Here is a 23,697-nt window from a genome sequence, read left to right on the forward strand (position 1 = left end):
GCCGATCACCTCGAATATTCGGGCAAATCCTGTCGAATCGTTGTATGCGACCGCGGGCACTGGTACCGTCCAGACACATGTCCAGCTACGTGTCTCTCCATGGCTCGGCGCATCGCTCATGCGATATGAACGCGTTCTCGATTTTCGGATGTGCGCGATGACCGCCGCGTCATTGGAGCCGCTGACTTTCGATCCGTACGACTACCGATTCCACGACGATCCGTACCCCACCTATCAGCGGCTGCGCACCGAGGCGCCGCTCTACTACAACGCGGACCTGGATTTCTGGGCGCTGTCCCGGCATGCCGACGTGACGGCCGGATTCCGCGACCACCGGCGGCTCTCCAGCGCCAACGGGGTTTCGCTGGATCCGGCGGCCTGGGGTCCGCACGCGCATCGCGTGATGTCCTTCCTCGCCATGGACGATCCACGGCACCTGCGCATGCGCAGGCTCGTCTACAAGGGCTTCACCCCCAAGCGGGTGGCCGAAATGTCGGACCGCATCAGGGAACTCACGCTGTCCTATCTGGAACCGGCCCTCGCGCGCGGCCGCTTCGACTGGATCGACGAGGTGGCGGGCAAACTGCCGATGGACGTGATCTCGGAGCTGATGGGGGTGCCCGAGCCGGATCGCGCCGAGATCCGCAGACTGGCCGATCTGGTGGTGCATCGCGAGGACGGGGTGCTCGATGTCCCGATGGCGGCCGCGCACGCCTCCATCAAACTCATCACCTACTACACCGAACTGGTCGCCGAGCGGCGCAAAAAGCCGGCCGACGATCTGACGTCCGCGTTGCTGGACGCCGAAATCGATGGCGACACCCTCTCCGATGAGGAGATCATCGGATTCCTGTTCCTGATGGTGGTCGCGGGGAATGAGACGACCACCAAACTCCTCGGCAACGCGCTGTTCTGGGGAGGGCGGTATCCGGAGGAGTACGCCGGGGTGGTGGCGGATGACGCGCTGGTCCCGGACTGGGTGGAGGAGACGCTGCGATACGACACCTCCAGCCAGATCATCGCGCGCACCGCGACCGTCGACATCGACTATCCGTACGGCACCATTCCGGCGGGCGCGAAGGTGCTGCTGCTGATCGGCTCGGCCAACCGCGATCCGGAGGCATTCGCCGACGGCGACAGCTATCGCATCGGCCGACCCGACAAGGCGGCGCTCGCCAGTTTCGGGGCGGGCGTGCACTTCTGTCTCGGTGCGCATCTGGCCCGCCTGGAATCGCATATCGCACTGCGCGAATTCGCCGCGCGGGTGCGCCGCTACCGGGTCGAGGACGCGGGCATCGAACGGGTGCACTCCACCAATGTCCGCGGTTTCGCGAAACTTCCCATCGTCGTGGAGGCACGGTAAATGCCACGTTTCGAACCCCATCCCGAGCGCAGGACCGCTGTGGTGGCCGGCGCGTCCTCGGGTATCGGCGCCGCCACCGCGGTGGCGCTGGCCGAACTCGGTCATCCGGTCGCGCTGGGCGCCCGCCGGATCGATAGATGCGAGGAATTGGCGGCGGAGATCCGCGCCGATGGCGGGACGGCTTTCGCGTATCCGCTCGACGTCACCGAGACCGCCGCGGTCGACGATTTCGTGACCGCGGCCGAAAAGGAACTCGGGCCCGTCGAGATCCTCGTCTCCGGCGCGGGCGATATCGAGTTCGGGCTGGTGCACGAGATGGATCCGGCGCGTTTCCTGGACCAGATCGGGGTGCACCTGGCGGGTGCGCACCGGCTCGCGCACCGGGTACTGCCCGGCATGATCGATCGGCAGCGCGGCGACTTCGTGCTGATCAGCTCCGACTGCGCCCCCGAACCGCGCCCGCGTACCGGCGCCTACAGTGCCGCCAAGGCCGGGCTGGAGGCGATGGCCCAGCAACTGCGGATGGAGCTGGAGGGCACCGGTGTGCGCGCCTCGCTGGTCCGGCCGGGACCGACGCTCACCGGAATGGGTATGAACTCCACCCCCGAGGTGGTCGGGCCGATGTTGCAGGACTGGAAGGACTGGGGGTTCGCCCGGCACCCGTACATGCTGCGTGCCACCGATCTGGCGGCCGCGGTAATCGCCGTGGTGAGCGCGCCGCGCGGTGCGCACCTGGTGCTCGTCGAGGTGCAGCCGGAGGCGCCTCTGCGGCCGAAGGAACAAGCGCCCGGCCCGAACCAGGAAGGGAGGAACAGCCGGTGAGGATTCACGCCGATCTCGATCTGTGTCAGGGACACGCCGTCTGCCAGGACGAAGCGCCGGATGTATTCACGGTGCCCAAACGCGGCAAGGTCGAAATCATCGACCCCGCACCGGATTCGGGCATGCGCGCCGATATCGAACGCGCCGTCCGGTATTGCCCGACCCAGGCGCTGTCGATCGTGACCGAGGACCGTACGGAAGGAGCCCGGTGATGACCGGATTCGAACGCGCCGAATTGGACGAGATGGTCCGGCGCTGGGTGGTGGAGAACGAGCGCTGCGAGGAGAAGGGCGACTGGCGGCCGCTGGCGCAGATGTACACCGTGGACGCGACCTACGGCTGGAACTACGGCCCCGCCCAGGAATTCATGGCCGTCGGCCGGGATGAGATCCGGGAGCTGGCACTCGGCCAGGAGATGCAGGGCCTGGACGGCTGGACCTATCCGTACCAGGAGTTCGTCATCGATGAGCGCAGCGGCAGCGTCATCGGCTTCTGGAAACAGATCAGTGACGCGAAGCGTCCGGATGGGCGGAACTATTCGCCCGAGGGTATCGGCGGCAGCTGGTTTCGCTACGGCGGCGACTACCAATGGTCCTGGCAGCGTGACTTTTTCGACTTCGGCAATGTTTCGGCCATGTTCGTGGAGATGATCACGAACAAGGCGCTGTCGGCGGGCATGCAGCAGCGGATCCAGCGTTCGGTTTCCGGACAGCCGCTGCCCGGGTGGTACCGGGTCGGCGAAGCCCCGGCGGGCCTGTGGTGAGCGGAGTGTCTGCGATGGGCGGAGAGCGGCGGCGACGATGACGGCGAGCAATTACACGGCGCTGCCGCGCGAGACGCTGGCCCGCTTGCTGCCCGAACTGCTGCTCACCGGCCATCTCATCGACCGCTCCGGCATGGCGCATTGCCTGGCCGCCTTCGGGCGCGATGGGATGACAGCGGTAGCGATCGAAGAGTGGCAACTGGCCAGTCCGGTGTATACGCGGCGGATGCGGCGCGCGCTCGGCATCGGCGGCGACGGGGTAGAGACGATCTTCAAGGGCTTGCAGCTGGATATCGGGGCGCCGCCGCAGTTCATGGACTTCCGGTTCCGCGTCGACGATCACGATCACGGCGAGTTCTGGCTCGACCACTGCGGCGCGCTGCTGGACGTAGAGCCGATGGGGCCGGAATTCGTGGTGGCGATGTGCCACGATATGGAGGATCCCACCTTCGACGCCACCGCGCTGGCCACCAACCCGCACGCGCGGGTGCGTCCCATCCACCGGCCACCGCGCACACCCGCCGACCGGCATCCGATGTGCGCGTGGACGGTCACCATCGACTCCGCGCACACCCCGCCGCCGATACCCGCCAATGCGGAGCTGGTCGCGAATTCCGCCGCCGCGCAACTGGAATTGCCCGCGATCGATCACGCGAACGACGGCCGCGCCGATTACGCGGGCCCGCTCCTGAGCGATCTGCGGTTCCCGGACTTCTCGAAATCCGCGCTGGTGCGGATGGCGGATGAGGTCTGCCTGCAACACCACCTGCTCACCCTCGGCTTCCTCGTCGCGGTGCGGGCACGCACCGACGCGGCCGTGGCGATCGGCCGCAAGCAGTTCACCGGCATCGCGGGCATCGCCGCCGAACGATTGCGTGCCGCGCTCGGACTCGGGGACGACGCGCAGGCGGTGGCCACCGTATTACGGCTGCATCCGGCCTGGAATCCGCTGCCCTACACCGGTATCGAGATCACGGTCACCGATGACGTGGTGCGGGTGTGGTTCCCCCGGCACAGCGACGCCATCGCGGACGGCGCGTGGCCCGCGCTGCTGGAGGCTGGGCAACTCGGGCCGCTCGAGGCGATGGTGCGCGGTGTGAACGCGCGCGGTTACGTCCGCGCGGTCGAGGCGGAGCGGCTCGGGTGGACCGCCGAGATCGCCTTCGCCGCCACACCTTTCCAGGAGGCGACCGAGGTCGCCATTACCCGGTTCAGCCGCGGCGCCGCATTCACCTTCGCCGACCGTGGCATTCCGCTGCCGCTCACCGTGGTGTGAGCGCCGACCGAGAGATCGAATCGCTATGGCGCGCAACTTCGCCGACCTGTACGAGCACTCCGTGGACGCGATGCCGGACCGGGTGGCCGTCATCGAGGGCGATTGCAGCCTCACCTTCGCGGAACTGGACGCACGGGCGAACCGCCTGGCCGACTATCTCGGCTCGGTGGGTGTGCGGGCCGGTACCCACGTCGGTTTCCAGATGCACAATGGCATCGCCACCGTGGAGACGCTGATCGCCTGCTTCAAGGCGCGGGCCGTCCCCATCAATATCAACTACCGCTACGGCGTCGACGAGTTGCGCTACGTCTACGACAATGCCGATCTCGAAATACTGTTCTATCACGACGTTTACGAGTCCGCGGTGCGCGCGGCGGCCGCTGCGGCGCCCGCACTGCGTCAGCTGATCGTGGTGGGCGATGACGTGCGGCAGGCCGACGCGGTGCGCTACGAGGACGCGGTCGCCGCGGGTGCCTCGAACCGCGCCGGCGCGCCGCGCAGTAGCGATGACCTGTTCATGATGTACACCGGAGGCACCACCGGCCTGCCCAAGGGCGTCATGTGGCGCCAGGAGGATATGTGGCGGGTACTCGGCGGCGGCATCGACTTCTACACCGGCGAACCGGTCGCCGACGAATTCCAGCAGTCCAGGGTCGGCGCACAGGGGGAGCAGGCCACCTGGTTCATCCTGCCGCCGCTGATCCACGCGGCCGCCATGATGCCGACATTCACCGCGCTGTGGTCGGGCAATGCGGTGATCTTCGAACCTCGCTTCGACGCCGACCGGATCTGGGAAACGGTGGCGCGCAGACGGCCCCAGGTTCTGGTCATCACCGGTGACGCCATGGCGCGGCCACTCCTGGACGCCTACCGGTCCGCGCCGGTGGATGTCTCCTCGATGCTCGCCATCGGTTCCGGTGCGGCACTGCTGTCGCAACCGGTGAAGAACGCGCTGCTGGAATTGTTTCCCTCGACCGTCGTCACCGATTCCATCGGCTCGTCCGAAACCGGTTTCGGCGGTATCGGTTTCGCGCAAAAGGATGACAATCCCACGCGCGGGCCACGGGTGCAGACCGGCCGCGGTGCGGTAGTGGTGGACGACGCGGGTCGCCCGGTCGGGCCGGGCGAGCAGGGGTGGCTGGCGAAGACCGGATCGGTTCCGATCGGCTACTACAAGGATCCGGTGAAGACCGAGAACCTGTTCCGGACTGTCGAGGGGGCCCGGATGGTGGTCACCGACGATCGGGCCAGGGTGGAGCCGGACGGGACGGTCACGCTGCTCGGACGCGGCAATATGGTCGTCAATACCGGCGGCGAGAAGGTGTTCGTCGAAGAGGTCGAGGGTGTGGTGAAGGCGTACGGCGCGATCTACGACGCCGTGGTGATCGGAGTACCGCACGACCGCTGGGGCCAGCAGGTCGGGGCCGTGGTCTCGACCTCGGGCCGGGTGGACTTCGCGGCGCTGGAGGCGCATGTGCGCGAACATCTCGCGGGCTACAAGGTGCCGCGCCGGATCTGGCTGGCCGAGTCGGTCGCCCGCGCACCCAGCGGCAAACCCGACTACCGCTGGGCCAAGGAGTACGCCGCAACCCAGGAGCCGGCATATGAAGTTCTGTGACAACCGATTTCGTGCGGACGGGGAGAACTCGCCCGGTCCTCGGCGGATACCGGCCATCGGCCCGAGGCGAAGCAGGTCCGGCACCCTCGACCGGAAAACAATAACGTGTTCTAATTCTGGCGGAGCCGGACCGATCGCGTCCCCAGGATTTCCGCGCATGTGATGGAGAGAGCCCGATGAGCACCACCGAAACCCGCCCCGATCCCACCGCCACCCTACCCACTCGGATCACTCCGGAGCTGATCGCTGGGCTGACCGCCATGGTGTCCGCCGCACCGGCGGCGGGCAGCGCCGATGCCGCCGCACCCTACGAGATGATCGAGGTGTACACCGGCGCGGCCGTCGGCGAACTGCCGCAGTCACGGCCGAGGGACATCACCGACGCGTACGCGAAGGCACGTGCGGCACAGCGGGAATGGGCCGCGTGGCCGTTGCGGCGCAGGCTGGCGGTGCTGGAACGGGCTCACAAACTGTTTCTGGAGGAGTACGAAACCAGCGCCGATCTCATCCAGATCGGTAGTGGCAAAACCCGCCGGATGGCCGTCGAGGAATCCTGCGACGTGCCTATGGTGATCAGTCACTACCTCAAGACCGCGCGGCGGGTGCTGCGGCCGATCAAGCGCGGCGGCCCGGTCCCGATGGTGACCACCTCGATCGAGGAGCACCGGCCCAAGGGCGTGGTGGCGGTCATCGCGCCGTGGAACTTCCCTTTCGCCATCGCGCTGTCGGATTCGATGCCCGCGCTCATCGCGGGTAACGGCGTGGTGCTCAAGCCGGACAACAAGACCGCGTTGTGCGCATTGTTCGGCGTCGAACTGCTGTACCGGGCGGGCCTGCCGGAGGGGCTGTTCCAGGTGGTCTGCGGCGAGGGCGCGGATGTCGGCCCGACGCTGATCGACAACGCCGACTTCGTCATGTTCACCGGATCGACCGCGACCGGACGGATCGTGGGGGAGGGGGCGGGCCGCAACCTGATCGGTTGCAGCCTGGAACTCGGCGGCAAGAACCCGATGATCGTTCTCGATGACGCGAACCTGGACGAGGTGATCCCAGGCACGGCATTCGCGGTTTTCGGGAACTCGGGCCAGGCCTGCATGCATATCGAGCGAATCTATGTGCACGAGACCATCCATGACGAGTTCGTACGCCGATTGGTCGGCGCCGCAGCGGATTTGAACGAGAAGATGGGCGCCACCTACGACTACACGCCCGAACTCGGCTCACTCGTATCGGTGCAGCATATGGAGCGGGTCGCCGCCCACGTCACCGATGCCAGGGAGAAGGGCGCGACGGTGCTGGTCGGTGGGCAGGCGCGCCCTGACATCGGCCCGGCCTTCTACGAGGCCACGGTGCTGACCGATGTCACCCCCGATATGACACACGCGACCATGGAGACCTTCGGGCCGGTCGTGAGCGTCTACCGGTTCACCGACGAGCAGGAGGCGATCCGGCTCGCCAATGACACCGAATACGGCCTCAATGCCAGCGTGTGGAGCAGGGACCTGGCTCGCGCCCAGCGCATCGCCGGACAGTTGGAGGCCGGGAATATCAACGTCAACGATGGTTTCGTCACCACATACGCCGCCAAGGCCACCCCGTCCGGCGGGGTGAAACAGTCCGGTGTAGGCAACCGCCACGGCGACGCGGGGCTGCTCAAGTACACCGACGGCGTGAATATCGGCGTGCAGAAGCGCCAGGTGCTCGCCGCGCTTTCGAGCCTGCCGTATCAGAAGCAATTCCAGATAACCCTCGCGACACTGCGATTCATGCGCCGCACCCGAATGCGCTGAACCGCGGTCGCCATCCGCCCGAGGAGGCATCATGGCAGCTCCGGCCTTTCCGGCAGGCTTCGATTTCACCGATCCCGGTCTATGGGAATCGCGAAGTCCGGTCGATGAATTCGCGGCGCTGCGGCGGACCGCGCCGGTGTGGTGGAATGCCCAGCCGGACGACTCCTCGGGCGGCTTCCGCGACGGCGGCTACTGGGTGGTGAGCCGGATGGCCGATATCCGTGAGGTCTCCCGCGATCACGAGGTCTTCTCCTCGGAGCAGAAGGGTGCCATCATCCGGTACCCCGACGACATCACCCCGGAGCAGTTGGCGCTGACGGGTGCGTTGCTGGTGAATATGGATCCGCCGAAGCATTCGAAAATCCGCCGCATCATCTCCAAGGGTTTCACCCCACGCGCGGTGGAGGGGCTGCGCGCGGCGCTGACCGAACGGGCCGCCGCCATCGTGCATGAGGCGAAGCATGCCGGCAGTGGCGATTTCGTCGAACAGGTCGCATGCGAGCTGCCGCTCCAGGCCATCGCGGAACTGCTCGGTGTGCCGCAGGATGATCGGCGCAAGCTGTTCGACTGGTCGAATCAGATGCTGAACTACGACGATCCGGATTTCGGCGATCCCGCGGTGGCCTCGGCCGAGGTGCTCGGTTATGCCTGGAATATGGCCGAAGAGCGGCGCGGCCACCCGGCGCACGACATCGTCACCCAACTGGTCGATGCCGACGTGGACGGCGAGGCACTCGGTTCGGACGAATTCGGATTCTTCGTCATCCTGCTCGCGGTGGCCGGCAATGAAACCACCCGCAATGCCATCACACACGGCATGAAGGCCTTCGTGGACCATCCGGACCAGTGGGAGCATTACCGAGAGCGCCGCCCGCGTACCGCACCCGATGAGATCGTCCGCTGGGCCACCCCGGTGACCGCGTTCCAGCGCACCGCGACCCGGGACACGGTGGTCGGCGGGCAGCCGATCGCGGCCGGGCAGCGACTCGGATTGTTCTACAGCTCGGCAAATTTCGACGATGAGGCATTCGGTGATCCGTTCACCTTCGATATCCTGCGCGATCCCAACCCGCACGTGGGTTTCGGCGGCACCGGGGCCCACTATTGCGTGGGGGCGAACCTGGCCCGGCTGGAGATCGATCTGATGTTCAACGCCATCGCCGACGCCATGCCCGACCTCGCCCAGGTCACGGATCCGGTGCGGCTGCGGTCGGGATGGATCAACGGGATCAAGAGTTGGCAGGTCCGCTACGAATGAGCAGACGGCCCGCGCGACACCGGGAATCGGTTGTCGTGCGGGCCGATCGCGATCCGCGGTACTACCGCCGCCTGCGGTACCGCACCGTGCACGGCTGCTCCAGCTGCACGACCATCTTGCTGTGATCGTTGCGGTAGCTCTCCGAGGGCTGTGCCATCTCGAACTCCCAGTCCCGCAACAGCATCGAGAATATGGCCTTCAGCTGCATGAGCGCGAACGCCGCCCCCACGCAGCGGTGCCTGCCCGCCCCGAAGGGAATCCAGGTCCACCGATTGACGAGGTCCGCCTGGTTGGGGTCGAGGTACCTGGCCGGATCGAAGGCATCGGGATTCGGAAAGTCCTCGGGAATGCGATTGGAGACGGCGGGGGTGGCCGCGACCAGGTCGCCGGGTTCGATGCGATGCCCGCAGACGTCGAATTCGCCGCGTGCCACGCGCATCAGAATGATGAGTGGCGGATGCAGGCGCAGCGTCTCCTTGAGGGTGGCCTCGAGCCGCGGAATCCGGCGCAGCGCACCGAAACTGATATCGGAGCCGTCGGCGTAGAGGTCATCGAGTTCGGTCACCACCTCGCCGAGCAGGCGCGGATGCCGCAGCAGTTCGATTACCGTCCAGGCGGCGGTGCCCGAGGTGGTGTGGTGGCCCGCGAACATCATGGAAATGAAGATGCCGGTGATCTCGCTGGCGCTGAAGCGCGGTGCACCGCTCTCGTCCGGGACCGAGATCAGCACGTCCAACATGTCCCGATCATCCTTGTCCGCAGGCGGATTCGCGCGCCTGCCGTCCATGATGCCCTGCACGAGCTCGACCAATTCCACGCGCGCGGCGTCGCGACGTCGGAAACTCGCGATCGGCGCGTACGGATCCACGTAGGCCAGTGCGTCGGTCCCGCGTTCGAGATCGTGGTAGAGCCGGGCGAAGCGACCGTCCAGCTGATTGCGGAATTTGGTGCCGATCAGGCAGGCCGAGGAGGTGTAGATGGTCAGTTCGGCAAAGAAATGGAGCAGATCGATCTCGCCGGAATCACCCCAGCCCGCCAGCATCCGCTCCACTTCGCGTGCGATGGTCGCGGCGTGCCCGCGCATCTGCTCGGCGCGCAGTGCCGCGTTGTGCAGCATTTCCTTGCGGCGTTCGGGGCTGGCGTCGAAGACCACGCCGTCGCCGAAGATCGGCCGCATGAACGGGTAGGCCGCGGCCTGATCGAGATCGTCGTCACCGGAGCGGAAGAAGAATTCGTTGGCCTCGGCGCCCGAGAGCAGCACCACGCGTCGATCCGCGAGATCGAATGCGCCGACATCGCCGCATTCCTCGCGTACCCGGCGCATGAGACCGATGGGATCGACGCGGAATTCGTCGAGATGGCCGTATTCCTGCTGCCCGCCGGAGACGCGGCGCGGTTTGACCAGGGTCATGGGAAATCCTCCCGAGCTGACTGTCCAGACTGCTGATGGACACCTGTCTGGACAGTACTATGGCAACGGTGGCCGGGCAAGGGACCGGAGACGGCGCGACGAGCCGATCACCGCCCACCGGCCCAACGCCGCGATGCGCGGCTCCGGCTCCGGGCAGGTGAGGCAATGGTTTCGACACAGTGGTCGACATCCGGGTGGCGTGCGGTGGCACACGCGTGGTGGCAGCTCGTACGACTGAAACTCGCCGGTGTCGCCTCGGTTCTCGCGCTGGCCGCGGTGATCGTCCTGGCGCTGTCGATGTACGCGGGCCGCTTCACGCCCATGGCCACGGTGACCGTGGAGACATCACGCAGCGGGCTGGTCCTGGAACCCGACGCGCGGGTGAAGTTCCGCGGCGTCGAGATCGGCCGGGTGGCGGCGATCGAGCGGGGCGCCGACCGGGTGCGACTGCGCTTGGCCGTGGGTCCGGAGCAGCTGCGCCTGGTTCCGGACAACGCTCGTGTCGACATCCGGTCCACCACGGTCTTCGGTGGAAAGTATGTGAATATCATTGCGCCGGAACGGCCGTCGGCCACACATTGGCGGCCCGGGACGGTGGTGCGGGCCGAGTCGGTGACCGTCGAATTCAATACCCTCTTCGAACACCTCACCGCCCTGCTGGCGAAGGTCGATCCGGGTCACCTGAACGCGACACTCGCCGCGCTGGGGACCGCGCTACAGGGCCGCGGCGTCGCACTCGGCGAGCTGCTGGCCCGGGCCGATGCCGTATTGCGCGAACTCGATCCGAGCCTGCCCGCATTGCAGCGCGATATGGCAGGCGCGGCGCGCGTCACCGAACTCTACGCGGATACCGCCGACGACCTGGTGCGCACGACCGACAATGCCACCGTGACCGGGGCGTCCTTCGTCGACGGTCGAGCCGACCTGGACGCGGTACTGCTCAATCTGATCGGCCTGGCCGATACCACCACCGCCGTCCTCCACGAGAGCGAACAGCCGCTGACGGCGGCGCTGCGCACGCTGCGCCCGACCACCGGCCTGCTGAATGTCTATGCGCCCGTGCTGCATTGCGTGGTGAACGCGCTCGCCCAGACCCTGCCCGCCGCCGACGACCTGTTCGGCAGCGGCGGCAAGCCCTGGGTGGTCTTCAACGCGGGCTTCATGTTCGGTGAAAGGCCCTACACCTACCCGGACGACCTACCGAAGGTGAACGCCACCGGTGGCCCACGGTGCTTCGGCATCGACAACTGGGTCCCCGGCACCCACTCCGACTACCTCGTCACCGACACCGACGACGGCGCGCCCTTCGTGCCCTCCACCCGGCTGTTCGCCAATGCTCCGCCCGTTTTCGCGCTGCTCTTCGCGGGGCTGCCCGGCGTCACCGAGCGCTGAATCGGCTCGGATGCCGAGACCCCGGGGTCGCCTCCGCCATACGGAGGTGACCCCGGGGTCCGAGCCCGCCTGTACTAGCGCGCGGCCCGCGTCGCGAGGGCGGCGGCCACCAGCACCGTGACGCCCTCCGCGATCGCGGTGCCGCCGAGGGCATGCGCGGCCGAGAGCGCCGTGCTCCCGGCGAGGCCGAGGAAGACGGTGCCGAAGCAGGCGATACCGACGACGATCCCGAGTTGCACATTGGTGACGAGGATGCCGCTCGCGTCGGCGGCCAGATCCATCGGCACCTTGGCCAGGGTGCGCGTCATCAGCGGGCTGAAGGCCAGTCCGTTGCCGATGCCCATGAAGCCGAACAGGATCAGGGCCACCACGCCGAATTCGGCGCCGTCGCGCTGCAGCATGCCCAATGCCACCATCGAGGCAGCGGCGAGCACCAGGCCCGCCGGAATCATCGTGGCGTGGAACCGGGCCGGGACGTGCTCCCAGTACAGGCTGGCCAGCGCGAAGGTGAGGCCCAACGGAATGAACAGCAGTCCGGCGTGCAGCGCGGTGTAGCCGAGGGTGCTCTGCAAGTGTATGGCCATCACGAACATCCAGCCGCCGAATGTGGCCATGACCACGAACAGCGTTGCGGCCGTGAGCAACAGGCCGGGAGCCTGCAATGCGCGCCGGGCGAACAGCGGTTCGCCGCCGCGGGCCGCGACCGCCCGCTCGATCAGCACGAAGGCCGCGACGCCGAGCACACTGGCGCCCAGGGTGATCCACGTCCACAGCGGCCAATCCTGCTCGTGGCCGAGTACCAGCGGCAGCACCAGCAGCAGCACCGACAGGGTCAACATGCCGAGTCCGGGCAGATCCACCGCGCGGTCGAAGCGGGCGGTGTTGGCCGGCAGCACCCGCGGTGCGACCAGCAGCAGCACCACGCCGATCGGCACATTCACCAGAAACACTCCGCGCCAACTACTTCCGAACAGGTCGGCATTGACGATCAGCCCGCCCAGCACCTGTCCGGCCACCATGCCGCCGGAGATGATAGCGGAGTACGCGCTGAGCGCCTTGGCCCTGGCATTGCCGGTGAAATTGCGCTGGATGAGCGTCATCACCTGCGGCACCATCGCGGCTGCCCCGATGCCCTGGGCGAAGCGGAATACGATGAGCGAGGTCTCGTCCCAGGCCAGACCGCAGGCGAGGGAGGCCGCGGTGAACAGGGCGAGTCCGGCGATGAAGGTGCGGCGCTGGGTGAATCGGTCACCCAGCCGCGCACCCGTCACCAGAAGCACGGCGTAGGCGATCACGTATCCGGCGACGATCAGTTGCAGCGCCGACCCACTGGTGTGCAGATCGCCGCGAATCGAGGGGATGGCGACATTGACGATAGAGGCATCGAGTACCGCCATGAACTGTCCGGTCAGGATCACCGCGAGGATGGCGAGGGTGCGCCGGGCGTCGAACGCGGGCGGCGCCGCGCCGGTGGCCTGGGCGCCCGCGGCCGGTTTCGGCGACAAGGTCTGGGTCATGCCATTGATCGTGCAGCGTTTCCGACACCAGTAACAGGAGCCCAATAAAACTAGTACTGGCACCACCTGGATAAGCCGCACCCGATGGGCGACGATCGTCGTATGACGAATGTGGTGGACGCCCGCGCCCTGCGCAAGGCCCGGCGCAGCGAACTCGGCGCATTCCTGAAGTCGCGGCGAGCGCGCATCACCCCGGACGATGTCGGCCTGCCACCCGGTCCGCGGCGGCGCACGCCCGGCCTGCGGCGCGAGGAGGTCGCGCAGCTGTCCGGCGTCGGCGTCACCTGGTACACCTGGCTGGAGCAAGGCCGAGAGATCAATGTCAGTGTGCAGGTGTTGGATGCGGTGGCGCGGACGTTGGGGTTGGATGCGGCTGAGAAGGCGCATGTGTATCGGTTGGCGGATGTGCCGACGGTGCCGAGTGCGCATGCGGGGACTGTGTTGCCGGGGGAGTTGCAGGTGATCCTGGATCATCTGCAACCGTTGCCCGGTGTGGTGTTGAGTGCGCGGTATGACGTGTTGGCGCATAACAAGTCGTATGAGGCGTTGTGTCCGGGTTTTCTGCTGGGTGAACGCAATGTGGCCAGGCGGGTGTTTCTGACGCCGGAGTGTTGCAATACCTATCACCATAATTGGGATGATCTGCGCCGTATGGTCGGCTATTTGCGTGGGGCGTATGCGAAGAATCTCGGGGATCCGGGTTGGGAGGAGTTCATTGCGGAGTTGTGTTCGGAGAGTGTGAGTTTCGCGTCGTTGTGGGCTCGTAATGATGTGGCGGTGCCTGCGAGTCGGACCAAGCAGATCCGGAATTTGGCGGTCGGTCAGTTGGAGATGTTCCTGACGAGTATGAGTTTGCCGTCGGTTCCGCATGCGTGGATGCAGGTGTATACCCCGACCGATGAGGTCGCCTGGGTGAAGTTGCGTGAGTTGCTGGCGATGAGTGAGGAAGAGCGTCAGCGTCCGTGGAATGAGCATCGGGAGCAGTTCCATGCGGCTGCGGGGTAGCGCTGGCGGGTGATGCGTTTGGGGGTGGGCGGAGTTCTGTTGAGGCTGAGGAAAGGTTGGTTGAGCGCGGCCGGTGTAGGGCCAGGAAGAAGCCCGCGATCGAATCGGCTGAGCGAAGTCGTCGCTGCTTATGCCGCATGTTGTTGCTGCGATGGGGCTGGATGCTCGAGCGAAGTGGTCGGATCGGGCTCTTGGGGCAGTGGTGTGTGTTCCGGGTTAATCAGTGGGCTGTCGATATCCACCGTTCGACCAGCGGCGGAGCAGCGTCAATTGCCTTTCGGTGAGTGGTCCCGACAGGGTTTGCTCCACCTCATCGAGGTATTCGAGTTCTTCAGGGGTGTCAATCCCCTCGAAAACCCCCCGGACTTCCGATGGCGCCGCTATTGGCGTTGTGGCTGGGCGGGTGCGTGGCGCAGCATTCCCAGCGGCGATAATCCTTGCGTCGAGGAACGATCCAGCACTCCCGGATGAAGAACGCTCCGGTGCCATGGTCGCCAGGCGGAATGGAGTCCTCCTCCAAGCTCGGCGAAGGGTAGCGAGCTCAGCGTGATTCAGTGGGAGGCCGTCGAGTTCATTGCGGGCGAGTTCGGCAGAGCGGAAGGCGACGGCATCGTCACGAAGCCCGTCGACAACAACGCGAAGAACGACCGACAGAATCACGTACCACTACGGGTCAGGTGGGTGAGCAGGAATTCACGAGCAGCGTTCGAGGCCTGGTAGAACTGTTCGTCATACACCGCGAAATGGCCACCGGGCACCAGTTCGAGTTGTTTCGGTTCCAATGCCTCGGCGTAGCTGGTGAGGGTGATGTCGGTCGGGGTGAGTGTGTCCTCGTCGGCGACCACCATCAGCAGCGGTGTCGGTGATACCCGCCGCAGGAATGCTTCCGGGGTGTAGGACTGGAGTTTGTCCACACTGGAGAGGGTGACCTCGTTGCGCCAGGTAGGGACCTGGGGGCCGTTCGCCATCAGCCAGGCGTAGATGTCGGCGCCGGGCGTTGCGACCGGTTCGGCAGGATCGTCGGAGGCCAATTTGATCATTTGGTGAGGCTTACCGGCGGCCCGGGCGAGGCGGTCGGCCGCGATGGCGGAGTGCATGGCGGGCAGCATGATGGGCGACACCTGCCGACTGAACGTAGCCCAACCGTGGGTGAGCGGTACCTGGGATACGACGGCGCACACACGGCGGTCGATCGCCGCGACGACCAGCACGTGCGCGCCGGCGAAACTCGTGCCCCACACCGCGATACGATCCGGATTGATACCGTCCAAGGTTTGCGCGAAGGTGATCGCGTCGCGATAGCCTTCGATCTGAGCCGTGGGGTCCACCTCGTAGCGCGGCTCGCCGTCGGACGTCCCGAACCCGCGGTGGTCGTACACCAGGCACGCGAGACCAGCGTTGGTGAAGACCTCGGCGAACGGCGCTACCCACTCTTTGACCCCGGCGAAACCATGTGTCATGACCACCAAGGGAACCCCGGTCGTTGTGGTGTTCGCCGGCCGGTACAACCACCCGCGCAAGGTTACGCTCCCGCTGGTGAATGCGATGTCGATCCGCACGCTACCTCCTGATTCAATACGTCATGTAGCAAGGTCATCATCAACCGCAACCAGGAGGGTTGTACCGATCGTGGTCGTCGGCGCAGTCAATCATTACGTTGCATGTCAATACTGACCGATCATCGAAACAGATTGGGGCCAAATGCCTCTCGGTGCGCGTGTTCGGTGTGTCGGCGCGGGGGCAGAATCCATGCGAGGCAGCCGCGCCCGCGTGGTCGCCATTGACCTCGCCACGTCAGTGCTACGGGCATGGCAACGTGGCTGATCCATCCACGCCGATGGGGTGCTGCGTCACTCGTAGTCACTCGCAACATGGCTAGAGCTTCAGCAAGGCTCTGAGTGCATGTCGTGCGATGGCCAGCGAATACACCGGTCACATCGGCATTCGGTAGCCCGCGTCGAGCCGAGGCGCGGCGGCGTTGACGAAGCCGTTCTCAACGATGTGCGCTGCGAACGCCGCGAACTCTTCGGGATTTGCCCAGTCGGTGATGGTTCGGGAAGAACTTGATTTGCCCGGCGGCGCCTTCTCGTCCGGTGACGTCCAGGATTGGGGTGTCGAAGTGGTCGGCGATGATGGTGTTGACACGGATGCCGTGACCGGCGAACTCGCGTGCGGCCGGGCGTGTCATACCTAGTGGTGAAGCCTTGGCCGCGGCGGAGCCGAGCATGCCGGCGTTGCCTTCCTCGCCGGCTACGGATGAGGTGTTGATGATGACGCCGCGCTCGCTGTCGGTGTCGGGTTTGTTGTTCAGCATCGCGGCGGCTGCCCGGCTCATAACGTTGAAGGTGCCCACGACGTTGGTGTTCCACAGCCGCGTGAACTCGGCCACGTCGGTCGGGCCGCCGTCGGGGCGATGAGGAGAACATAGCCTTGGATGCCTGCGGTGTTGATGTTGATGTCGATTGCGCCGAAACGGTCGCCGGCTGCATCAATCGCGTCGGTTACTTGATCTACCTGAGTGGTGGTGTCGGCGCCGACGGCGTTGTTGCCATGGTGTGCGGCATGAGATTACAAGTACGCCAGCTCATCTGCGCTTAATGCCCGATGCGCCCGGTCGATCCTTCCGCGCGATCGACCGTGGGACGACCCGCCTCCCAAACGCCGAAACCGACTTCACTGGCGAATCGCACGTCGAACCCTGTTACGGCGGTCGTTCGCTATGTCGTGGTCGCCGCCAGTTCGATCAGGCGGGCGCGGACCAGGTCGGGGCGTTCGTCGGCGATGAAATGTCCACAGCCGGTGATGGGTTCGAAGGTGTAGTCGTCGGCGCGGGCGGTTTCGGTTGCGGCGAGGGAGGGATGGATAGCGGCATCGTCCACGCCGAAAAGTGCGTGAATGGGCACAGTGGCGCGGCGGCGCTCGGGATTGCGGGCGCTGTTCGGGATTTCGCGCAGCCAGAACGTTCGGTAGGTGTCGGTGGCGGAGCGAGCGCAGACCGGATCGCGGAAGCGGTCGGCAAAGATTCGCACCACGTCGGGGCCGACGGCGCTGTGGTCGGTGATCGCGGCGCCGATGAGCCGTTCGAGGAGGCGGGTGCGCTGTTGTAACGGCACGCCCGCAATGGCGACCAGCGGTTGGTAGACGAGAAAGCGCCAGATGTGTCGCAACACCGTTGTCGCCGGTACCCATGGATGTGCCATGTTCAGTGCGAGATAGCCGTCGAAGCGTTCGGGCTGGCGCAGCACCATCAGGTATCCGATGTAACCGCCCCAGTCGTGTCCGACGAGCAGCACGCGCTCCAGGCCCAGCGCATCGAGGAGCGCAAGCACATCGGAGGCGATGTCTTCCTTTGCCCATCGATGTGGCGGCGGGCCCGACCAGCCGTAGCCCGGTAGATCGGGCGCGATGATCCGGAGTCCCTCGGGCGGGTCGGCGAGCAGATCCCGATAGGTGTAATGGTGCTGTGGCCAGCCGTGCAGCAGCACAACCGGACGACCGTCGACCGCTCGGGCATCAGCCGGTACCGACTGCCGGTCGGCGGCTTTGCCGCTGGCCAGCCCGTAGTGGACATCGGCGGGGGTGTGTAGTCCGATGCCGGTGTGGCGGTGTTCGTGGTTGTACCACGCAGCGAATGAGTTCATGAATTGCCTTGCCTGGGTGAGAGTTCCGAAGCGCTGCGGAAATTCCGGTCCGTATTTCAAGGTCTTGAACAGTGATTCGGAGTAGGGGTTGTCGTTGGACACCCGCGGCCGTGAATGCGATCGGGTGACTTCGAGGTCGGCGAGCAACGTGGCGACGGACTTGGAGGTCATCGATGTGCCCCGATCGGCGTGCACCACTTGTGGGATGCCGTGGACGCCGAAGATCTCTTTCATCAATTCTGTTGCCAAGACACCGGATTCATAGTTGTGGACGTGGACGCCGACGATGTAGCGGGAGTAGATGTCGATCATCACGTAGGCGTCGAAATATCGGCCTTTGACCGGACCGGCGAGTTTGGTGATATCCCACGAATACACCTGCCTCGGCGCGGTGGCGACCAGTTCCGGACACACCTTCGCCGGATGGCGAGCCACCCGGCGCCGCTCTTTGACCTGCCGGTTATCGCGCAAGATCCGATACATCGTCGATACCGAACACAAGTAGACGCCCTCGTCGAGCAACTGTGCATAGACCTGCAACGGAGCCAGATCGACGAACCGATCGCTGTCGAGAACCTCCAGGATCCGGCGACGCTCCGATGCGGTCAGTTTGTTCACCGGGTCCGGCCCCGCCACGGCCCGGGACCGGACCGCCGCGGTGGTGTTGCTGGTCCGGCGGATCGCGGTCGAGCGCACCAGCCCGGTCAATACCGCGGCCGCCCTGGTGCAGATCCCAGCACCGGTCAGTGACACATACGCACCGGTCAACGCTTCTTGCGTTGCTCGTCGGAATCCGCTCTCTCGGAGAGAGTTTCCAAGAGAGCGTGTGCTTTTCCCATAATGTCGAGCGCGGTCTCGGTAGTCGCCAACCGCTTGTTCAAGCGTTGGTTCTCTCGACGCAGCCGCGCGATCTCAGCCTGCTCAGCAGTTGGCTTGCCGATCTTTCACCAGGATTCTTGCCCGCCAGCACCCCCGCGTCGCGTTGTTTACGCCACTCACTGATCAACGACGAATACAAGCCGTCGCCCCGCAGATACGCCCCGCCCTCACCGTGTTCGACCGCCTGCTCATACGCCTGCAGATGCGCGAGCTTGTCGGCGACGCTGAACGCGCGCCGCCGCTTCGGTTCGTCACCGCGCGGACCTTGTGAACCCATCCGCCCATTGTCGTCGGCGCCCCTCGAGACCCTCGTACTGGTCATGAAAATGCTGATCCGTATCTCGCCCCGCGTCAGGCCGATTTGCTGTGAACCAGTGGACTCAACTCAGCCTGACACGCAGGGGACACCAGGTCATCGATCCTGCCGAAACCGAAGCGATCCTCACTGGGACGACGCACCGGTGCCAGTACCTCGGCCAGGAGGCCATGATGGGTTGATGATGCGAAGCGATGATGACTTGGGGTCGGCAGGGGCCGGCGGAGCGCTCGCGGCCGGTGCGGTGATGTCCGTTGCCGCTGCTGCCCCCGCGGCACGAGAGATCCGGGTGCTCGCATTGAATACGTGGCACAGCGGCAGCAAGATCTCCAATGGTATTCAGCTGATCACCGATCTCATCGTCTCGACAAAGGCCTCGGTCGTGCTGCTCTCGGAGGCAACCGAAGCGACGACGGCCGTCGCGGCCGAACTGGTGCGGCGGGGGCACGAGTTCAACGCCGTCCCTTCGCACGACACCGGAATTCTGTCGGTGTTCCCGGTCCAGGACAGCGCCGATCTGCAATGGATGGTCAAGGCGCGGTTGAACATCGACGGAAAGCGCCTCAGCGTTTACTCCGCGCATCTGGAGTATCGCTGGTATGCCTCCAACCTGCCCCGAGGGTACGGACCCGGGGCCCCGGGGTCGGGCGAGTTCGCCGAGCACGAGTGGAACAAGCTGCCGGAAGGCCCAATGACCGACCCTGCCGTGATCGAGCGCATCAATGCGGCCTCGAGCCGCCCCGAGGTCATCAGCAACTTTCTCGCGGACGCGAAAGCCGAGATCGCCGACGGGTCTTCGGTCATCATCGGTGGCGACCTGAACGAGCCGTCCCTGCTGGATTGGACGCCCGCCACTGCGAACTTGTTCGACCACAACGGTGTGGTGTTGGCGTGGGAGACCACTCGACGCCTGCAACAAGCCGGTTTCATCGATGCCTACCGATCGATGTACCCGGACCCGGCCACCCACCCCGGACTCACCTGGCCGTCGGATAACGTCGATGTGGATGTCTCCGAGCTCGCCTGGGCTCCTGAGGCCGACGAACGCGACCGCGTCGACTACATCTTCGCTCGTGGTGCCGCGTTGTGCCTATCTGCGGTCGGCATCATCGGCCCACGCGGGTCCATCGTGCGCGGTACCCGACTCCAACAACCAACCCAGGACAATTTCGTTGCCTGCCCAGCGCAGTGGGGCAGCGACCACAAAGGCATCTTCGCGACATACCAACTCGCCGACTGACAGAGAGGATGAACCGTCCCGGGTTTGGGGCCGCTTTGGGCTGTCCCAGGTTGATGTCCGCTGGGTTGCGAGGGTTAGGACACCGATTGTTGTTCGGCGGCTTGCTGACCCCGTGCCTACCGCCGCCGCTACGAGCGGGAGCGGGTCTATACCCCCAGATCGTCCGTGCTGGCCGCGCCCATCTCGCCGGCGAGGAACCCAGAGATCGGGGTGATCTGCCCGCGGCTGCGGGTGGCGGATCTATCCCGGCGGCAGACGGCTGCACGCTGATGCCCGGCATTGCTCTTCGACGTGTCGTCAGCGCGACTACCAGGCCCGCCGCGGCGCTGTCGGGGATCCGGCGAAGCGGGTGCCGTACCGTCGTCACCGTGCCGCACAGCCGTTACGTGGTCACGGCTGTGCGTCACGGTCACCGCCACAGGTTCGCAGGATGGCTCCGCCTAATGCCGTGTGCCATGATTGCGCGGTGAGTTTCGGAGGGGGTCGGCGGCGCGGCGCGACGCACGGTGCAGCGGAATATCTTGGGGCCGAGGGCGATCCGTGGTTCCCGTCGCCGCGTCGGCTCCGCAGTATTGTCGCCAACATCGCCGACCTGATGTTGATACTCGTCGCGACCGCTGGCGTTGTTCAGCTGCTGATCACTGTGTACGGCCTCGGCTCAAATGTCGTGATATTTGGCGGGTTCCCAGCCATCCTGTTCCTGACGTTCGCTCAGTACTTCTTACTTCCGAGCATCATCGGGGCCAGCATCGGCCAGTTAGTATGCGGGCTGACCATCGTTCGCTGCAGTGACGCGGCCCGCCCGCGCATCCGCGACATCGCCCGCGCCATTGTGCGTCACCCGACCATCCCCTTCCGGATCCGCGGCATACATACCCTCGCGCCCCATCTCGTAGTAGTCCGGCGTCGCGACCTCATTGTCTACCGAGCTGACCTCGCGATGCACCCCGACCAGCACGCGGCCCAGCAACCCAGAACACCGGAATATTATGGCGCCGAAGGAGATCCGCGCTATCCATCCTCACGCGATCTACGCAAAGCGATCTCCAGCGTCGTGGACTTCGTCCTGATTATGGTCATAACTCCCGCCGCGGGCGGAGCGGTGGCACTTCTCATCGACGGCGACCCTGAGCTCGCCGCGACATTCTTCTTCTGGACCTTCATGCCCATCCAATTGGTGGCGCTCCCCGCCTGGATCGGATCCACCCTCGGCCAACTCGTGTGCGGCCTGGCCCAGATCCGCGGCAGCGACGGAATGCGCCCCGAGTTCCGAGACGCGATCGGTATGGGCAATAGTCTTCCCGCCGACATCCGCTCACGCGGCGACCTCTACGTGACTTTCACCGGGCTTGTGGTGGTTCGCCGCCGCGACCTCGTCGGTGCTGCGAGCCCCCAACCCGAACTCGTGGTCGACGCCAAGCATTGAGCAGACACCAACGTCGACACTCCCGAAACGCCACGGCTGCCGCTTGCAACGTCGGCCGGTTGTTGTTCTCATTCGGACCTCGTCGAATCCGTAGCGGCAGAACCGGCGCGCGTCATTTGTGTCCCACCGGCTCACGACGTCTTCGCTGCCCCATTTCCGGGTAGCGGACGACGGACACTACGCCGACACCCAGTACGGCGACCGCAAAGGGCTCGGCGGATGGTGGGGTACTTGCGTGGGGCGTACGCGAAGGATCTGGGGGATCCGGGGTGGGAGGAGTTCGTCACGGAGTTGTGTTCGGAGAGTGAGGTTTTCGCGTCGTTGTGGGCGTTGGATGATGTGGCGGTGCCGACGAGTCGGACGGTGGTGCGGAATTTGGCGGTGGGAGAGTTGGAGATGTTTTGACCGCATCCGGCCACCGCTACCCGGCGGTGATGGACCGACGTGAGTCTGTCCACCACCAACGGTGACTGCTGGCACGCACCTACGCGCTGAGGGTTCACGGCGACTGGGGTCCACGGCCCGGTCATCCGTTACTTTGCCGACCACACCGGCATCCTGCAAGCGGCGACAGCCTGCGGGATTGTCTATCCGGTGTGGACGTGAACGTGGGGCCCGGCGTCGACCAGGTTGGTGAGGGTGGCCCATTCGTCGAACGACGGCTGCCGGGTCGGCATGATCGTGACCTGCTGCAGGTTCACGTGCGCAGGCTGGGACGCCAGGAAGTTGACGGCCTCGGCGATATCTTGCGGATCGAGCCAGGTCATCTCCTGTTTCGAACCCTCGAGCCATTCTCGGGCGCCAGCGTCGGTGACGTGGTTCTGCAGCTCCGTTGCCGACGATGCCCGGCTCGATCGCGGAGACACGGACATCCTTGGCGCCGAGTTCCGCGCGCAGGGTCCGCGACAGGTGCGTCACGTAGGCCTTGGTGCCCGAGTACACCGCGAAATTCGGGAACAGGTTCTGCGCGGCGATCGAGGACGTGTTGACAAGGTCGGCCACGCCCTTGTCCGCGGCCGCGGCGATCAACTGCGGTAGGAATGCGCCGATGGCATTCATCAGGCCGGTCACGTTCAGGTCGATCTGCCGCTGCCACTGCTCGACCGGCAGCTCCTCGACGGGTGCGGGCAGCATGACACCCGCATTGTTGAACAGCAGATCGGCGGTACCGAGTTCGGCGGCCACCCGCTCGGCCGCGGTGCGCATGGCCTGCGCATCGGTGACATCGACGGTCAGGGCCAGCGCCGTCCCGCCCGCGTGCGCGATCTCTTCGGCAAGGAGTTCGAGCCGATCGGCCCGGCGTGCGAGCACGGCCACCGTCGCACCGGACGCGGCCAGCCGCTTGGCGGTCGCGGCGCCGATGCCGCTCGAGGCGCCCGTCACCACGGCGACGCGGCCGGCGAGCGGGGAGGTGTTGTGAGTAGTCATGGGTGTGATCTCTCCTGTGTGTCGTCCGCGGCGGATGCGCCGCGTACTCGATACAACAGCGGGAACGGGGCCCGCGGCCGGCCAAATTGCGCCCTGCTCGACCTAGGTCCGGCGAACCTGGGTCCAGCAGACCGACCTTGGTTGCGATGTGTGGCCGCCGTGACCGTCAGACTGGAACCATGGAGCACAATGCCGAGCTGAAGGAGTTCTTACGCACCCGCCGCGCGCGCCTGAACGTCGATGACATGCAGATCGCGGAACGGGCGGGGTACGCCGGGTGCCAGGGCTGCGTCGCGAGGAAGTCGCCCAGCTCGCCGGGGGGAGATGTTGGTTACACACTCCCTCAAAGGCTCGAGCCAGGAAGGGAGCTGGTCACCGTCACCTCTCCCGTCCGGAAATCGGTCTTCGACCGAAATAATCACCACCGAGTCGGTCCGAGCATCCTGAAATGCCAAGAAGCGCGTATCCGAACGAACACGGGCTTCGCGACCCAGGGGAGGTGGACTCAGTCTGCGACTTCCGAGGGCCAGCGCACCGACGCGACAATGGCGG

The 23,697-nt window shown here is 65.7% G+C and carries 19 protein-coding genes and 2 pseudogenes; 14 read left to right on the top strand and 7 right to left on the bottom strand.

The annotated features are described in order from the left end of the window. The first annotated feature begins 157 nt into the window (after positions 1-157). The 8 genes from AB0H61_RS25765 (at position 158) to AB0H61_RS25800 (ending at position 8,890) form a co-directional block, all read left to right on the top strand. On the top strand, positions 158-1,363 hold the full coding sequence (locus AB0H61_RS25765; protein WP_357309116.1) for a cytochrome P450: 1,206 nt from the start codon (positions 158-160) through the stop codon (positions 1,361-1,363). Beyond that, positions 1,364-2,185 (top strand): SDR family oxidoreductase, encoded by an 822-nt coding sequence (locus AB0H61_RS25770; protein WP_357309119.1) that lies wholly within the window; start codon positions 1,364-1,366, stop codon positions 2,183-2,185. Next, positions 2,182-2,397 (top strand): ferredoxin, encoded by a 216-nt coding sequence (locus AB0H61_RS25775; protein ID WP_357309121.1) that lies wholly within the window; start codon positions 2,182-2,184, stop codon positions 2,395-2,397. The genes AB0H61_RS25770 and AB0H61_RS25775 overlap by 4 nt, the downstream gene beginning before the upstream one ends. Beyond that, positions 2,397-2,948 carry a nuclear transport factor 2 family protein gene (locus tag AB0H61_RS25780; protein ID WP_357309124.1) on the top strand — a complete coding sequence of 184 codons (552 nt, stop codon included), beginning with the start codon at positions 2,397-2,399 and terminating at the stop codon, positions 2,946-2,948. The genes AB0H61_RS25775 and AB0H61_RS25780 overlap by 1 nt, the downstream gene beginning before the upstream one ends. Positions 2,949-2,985: 37 nt before the next feature. Then, complete coding sequence (locus tag AB0H61_RS25785; RefSeq protein WP_357309127.1) at positions 2,986-4,224, top strand: hypothetical protein; 1,239 nt, start codon at positions 2,986-2,988, stop codon at positions 4,222-4,224. Between the two features lie 25 nt (positions 4,225-4,249). Then, entirely contained in the window at positions 4,250-5,842 is a 1,593-nt protein-coding gene (locus tag AB0H61_RS25790) for an acyl-CoA synthetase (protein ID WP_357309130.1), read from the top strand. Between the two features lie 176 nt (positions 5,843-6,018). Further along, entirely contained in the window at positions 6,019-7,632 is a 1,614-nt protein-coding gene (locus AB0H61_RS25795; RefSeq protein WP_357309133.1) for a succinic semialdehyde dehydrogenase, read from the top strand. Between the two features lie 31 nt (positions 7,633-7,663). Further along, positions 7,664-8,890, top strand: a complete 1,227-nt coding sequence (locus AB0H61_RS25800) for a cytochrome P450 (RefSeq protein ID WP_357309136.1) — start codon at positions 7,664-7,666, stop codon at positions 8,888-8,890. Positions 8,891-8,951: 61 nt separating this feature from the next. Here the strand turns inward: AB0H61_RS25800 and AB0H61_RS25805 are convergent, their stop codons facing one another. Further along, positions 8,952-10,301, bottom strand: a complete 1,350-nt coding sequence (locus tag AB0H61_RS25805; RefSeq protein WP_357309139.1) for a cytochrome P450 — start codon at positions 10,299-10,301, stop codon at positions 8,952-8,954. Between the two features lie 165 nt (positions 10,302-10,466). Between AB0H61_RS25805 and AB0H61_RS25810 the strand changes: the two genes are divergently transcribed. Further along, the gene (locus AB0H61_RS25810) at positions 10,467-11,693 is read left to right on the top strand and encodes an MCE family protein (RefSeq protein ID WP_357309142.1); all 1,227 of its coding nucleotides are present in this window, start codon (positions 10,467-10,469) and stop codon (positions 11,691-11,693) included. Positions 11,694-11,767: 74 nt separating this feature from the next. On the opposite strand, the gene AB0H61_RS25815 is transcribed toward AB0H61_RS25810, so the two are convergent. Continuing rightward, positions 11,768-13,210 carry an MFS transporter gene (locus AB0H61_RS25815; RefSeq protein WP_357309145.1) on the bottom strand — a complete coding sequence of 481 codons (1,443 nt, stop codon included), beginning with the start codon at positions 13,208-13,210 and terminating at the stop codon, positions 11,768-11,770. Between the two features lie 102 nt (positions 13,211-13,312). On the opposite strand from AB0H61_RS25815, the gene AB0H61_RS25820 reads away from it, so the two are divergent. Next, on the top strand, positions 13,313-14,215 hold the full coding sequence (locus tag AB0H61_RS25820) for a helix-turn-helix transcriptional regulator (RefSeq protein WP_357309148.1): 903 nt from the start codon (positions 13,313-13,315) through the stop codon (positions 14,213-14,215). Between the two features lie 656 nt (positions 14,216-14,871). Here the strand turns inward: AB0H61_RS25820 and AB0H61_RS25825 are convergent. Both AB0H61_RS25825 and AB0H61_RS25830 read right to left on the bottom strand, forming a co-directional pair. Further along, positions 14,872-15,774 (bottom strand): alpha/beta hydrolase, encoded by a 903-nt coding sequence (locus tag AB0H61_RS25825; RefSeq protein WP_357309151.1) that lies wholly within the window; start codon positions 15,772-15,774, stop codon positions 14,872-14,874. A 434-nt stretch (positions 15,775-16,208) separates the two neighbouring features. Further along, positions 16,209-16,604 carry an SDR family NAD(P)-dependent oxidoreductase gene (locus tag AB0H61_RS25830; protein WP_357309154.1) on the bottom strand — a complete coding sequence of 132 codons (396 nt, stop codon included), beginning with the start codon at positions 16,602-16,604 and terminating at the stop codon, positions 16,209-16,211. 41 nt (positions 16,605-16,645) lie between these two features. Between AB0H61_RS25830 and AB0H61_RS25835 the strand changes: the two genes are divergently transcribed. Further along, positions 16,646-16,813 carry a hypothetical protein gene (locus AB0H61_RS25835; RefSeq protein ID WP_357309157.1) on the top strand — a complete coding sequence of 56 codons (168 nt, stop codon included), beginning with the start codon at positions 16,646-16,648 and terminating at the stop codon, positions 16,811-16,813. 119 nt (positions 16,814-16,932) lie between these two features. Here the strand turns inward: AB0H61_RS25835 and AB0H61_RS25840 are convergent, their stop codons facing one another. Further along, a complete protein-coding gene (locus AB0H61_RS25840) occupies positions 16,933-17,772 on the bottom strand; it encodes an alpha/beta hydrolase (RefSeq protein ID WP_357309270.1) in 840 nt (279 codons plus the stop codon). Further along, positions 17,746-19,012 (bottom strand): annotated as a pseudogene (locus tag AB0H61_RS25845) (IS3 family transposase); the annotation flags it as partial. The pseudogene AB0H61_RS25845 and the gene AB0H61_RS25840, both read right to left, overlap by 27 nt. 220 nt (positions 19,013-19,232) lie before the next feature. On the opposite strand from AB0H61_RS25845, the gene AB0H61_RS25850 reads away from it, so the two are divergent. The 3 genes from AB0H61_RS25850 (at position 19,233) to AB0H61_RS25860 (ending at position 22,122) form a co-directional block, all read left to right on the top strand. Beyond that, complete coding sequence (locus tag AB0H61_RS25850; protein ID WP_357309160.1) at positions 19,233-20,291, top strand: endonuclease/exonuclease/phosphatase family protein; 1,059 nt, start codon at positions 19,233-19,235, stop codon at positions 20,289-20,291. A 466-nt stretch (positions 20,292-20,757) separates the two neighbouring features. Further along, complete coding sequence (locus tag AB0H61_RS25855; RefSeq protein ID WP_357309163.1) at positions 20,758-21,717, top strand: hypothetical protein; 960 nt, start codon at positions 20,758-20,760, stop codon at positions 21,715-21,717. Positions 21,718-21,936: 219 nt separating this feature from the next. Continuing rightward, complete coding sequence (locus AB0H61_RS25860) at positions 21,937-22,122, top strand: hypothetical protein (protein WP_357309273.1); 186 nt, start codon at positions 21,937-21,939, stop codon at positions 22,120-22,122. A gap of 420 nt (positions 22,123-22,542) precedes the next feature. On the opposite strand, the pseudogene AB0H61_RS25865 reads toward AB0H61_RS25860, so the two are convergent. Beyond that, positions 22,543-23,145 (bottom strand): annotated as a pseudogene (locus tag AB0H61_RS25865) (SDR family oxidoreductase); the annotation flags it as partial. Between the last annotated feature and the right edge of the window lie 552 nt (positions 23,146-23,697).

It is taken from the genome of Nocardia sp. NPDC050710 (genome assembly GCF_040654375.1).
Lineage (GTDB): Bacteria > Actinomycetota > Actinomycetes > Mycobacteriales > Mycobacteriaceae > Nocardia.